1 protein-coding gene and 1 pseudogene are annotated in these 2,078 nt (G+C 34.8%); both read left to right on the top strand.

Annotation, left to right across the window (positions count from 1 at the left end):
• Positions 1 to 126: 126 nt before the first annotated feature.
• Positions 127 to 894, top strand: a pseudogene (locus tag GN217_RS17800) (transposase); the annotation flags it as partial.
• Between the two features lie 1,041 nt (positions 895 to 1,935).
• Positions 1,936 to 2,078: mersacidin/lichenicidin family type 2 lantibiotic (locus GN217_RS19505; protein WP_156857986.1), on the top strand; the 143-nt coding region annotated here is incomplete at its 3' end.

Raw genomic sequence — 2,078 nt, 5'->3', positions numbered from 1 at the left:
TAGTAGAGAAATAGCGTGCATATTCTTTTTCACATATGAAATAAAGTGAAAATAATAGCACATTACCCCAGATAAACAGCTGAATTAGTTTGAAATAGATGACCTGGAATAATGTGCTAGTTTACACAATTAGACGTTAGCTTAGATGAACTACGTGCTGAAGTTCCTCAAGGCCCAACATGGGGGGTGAAGAAGAACTCAGAAGGCAATAATGTCTTTTGGTTTGGATTTAAAGGGCACCTGGCTGTCGGAGCATCCAGTCAATATATTCTACAATCCATGTTTTCATCCGGGAGCTTAAATGATGGTAAGGCAGCCATCCCGTTACTAAAAGGGATGGACGAACGCCTTTCACTTCCATCTTTGCGCTATCAGACCATGGATGCGGGTTATGATTATGAACCCATTTACGAACAGGTAAACCGAATGGGCCACCAATCCGTTATTGCGTATAATAAACGAAATGAAGGGGAACCCATAGGGTTTGATAAACACTTTGCCCCAACTTGTTTTAGAGAGCATTCCTATCGTTATGATAGCTTTGACAAGAAATACGAAACCTTAAAATATACAAGTCCAAAAGAGTGTAAAGAATGTCCATTAGCTAACGAAGGGATTTGCCAAAAGGTTTATAAAGTTAAAATTACGACAGACCTGCGAAGGTACACCGCACCAGCACGTGGATCACAAGCATGGAAAAACATATTCAAACGTCGCACCGCTGTAGAACGAGTAAATGCCTATCTGAAGGAATTTTTTCAGCTTAATAATGTTCGTTATCGTACTGGAAAACGTGCAAAAGTTCACTTTGACATCGTAACACTGATTTACAACGCTTCAAAACTAGCAGCAGATCGAATAAATGCACAATTGAATCAGCAACAAACCGCATGATTTCTATTTTTAAAAATACAAATTAGAAATTCTGTACGTCTTTGTATTTTTAAAAAGAGCAATTATGAAATTGACTCCTAAATATAAATTTTAAATAATGCACCTTAACTCTCCGTAAATTACATTAAAGAAGTTAGTCTATATACTTATGAGATAGTACTACTCAGGATTTTAAATCTAAGTCCTATCAAAATAAAAAGTAAATATCCAAATAAAGGCTTTATCTTCTACTTAACAATATCTTGAACTAGTGTTTTTAGTTTTCAGTTCAGCACCTCTAGTTTTTGTCAGGCTTTTCTTGCCCTTCCATTTAAGATGTAATTCTATATTCCTTTATATGGAAGGTTTGCTTTTAAAAATAATAAACTATTATATTTAACTAGAATCTTCTATCAGTCGGTAGTTTTTATAATATGTTCTTTTGATCAAGCAGTGAAGACGTCCCCCTTTTCAGGCAAAGATATAAATTCAAATCCCGGTCACCATATCAGTATAATAATCCTATTTCATGAACTCTTATAAATTTCTAAGTCACTTAGTCACTCTTAACACGCTGGAAAGGAAAGGAAGAAAATTATTTTTTGTTTAAAAATTCTTCCATCCTCTGGTTAGGAACAAGATAATCTGATCAATAATGTTTGAGACATCACACAGTGTTCTAATATCTCATAATCGGGCTATGTTTTTACGCCAAATCTAATATGGCTTTACGATAAAATGTAATTATTGAATCATAATGTCAGTAACTCCGAAATTTGTGATAAATCCAAAAGAATTTATCACGATAAAGCCATCAAGTTGTTCAGTGATAAAAATCAAATAATACTAATGTAAGCGGATACTGTTAAAATTAAATTCTTTTTAATTAAGAGGTGAAAAGTACCCTCACTTAATTGCTATGTGAACAAGTATTTATCTTGGGAAGATTGTTCTCATCTCATTTTTGAGGTGAAGCAATATAAAAGTTCTAGTCAAAAGACTAGAGCTAATTCGGAAAGCTATTTTCCGAGTATATTTTTAAGAGAAAGGAGGTGTATTTTTATGACTAATGGAAACTTAGTTCGCGCTTGGAAAGACCCTATGTACAGAATGTCAGTCGATGGTGAGGTTAACCACCCAGCTGGAGATACTTTCACAGAGCTCTCGGAAGCTGAAATGAGTGGGATAGCGGGAGCAGCAGATGT

The sequence above is a fragment of the Oceanobacillus sp. AG genome (genome assembly GCF_009746545.1).
GTDB classification, from domain to species: Bacteria; Bacillota; Bacilli; order Bacillales; family Amphibacillaceae; genus Oceanobacillus; species Oceanobacillus indicireducens.
Note: the sequence above shows the minus strand (reverse complement) of the source record. Positions and strands in the feature narration are given on the sequence as shown.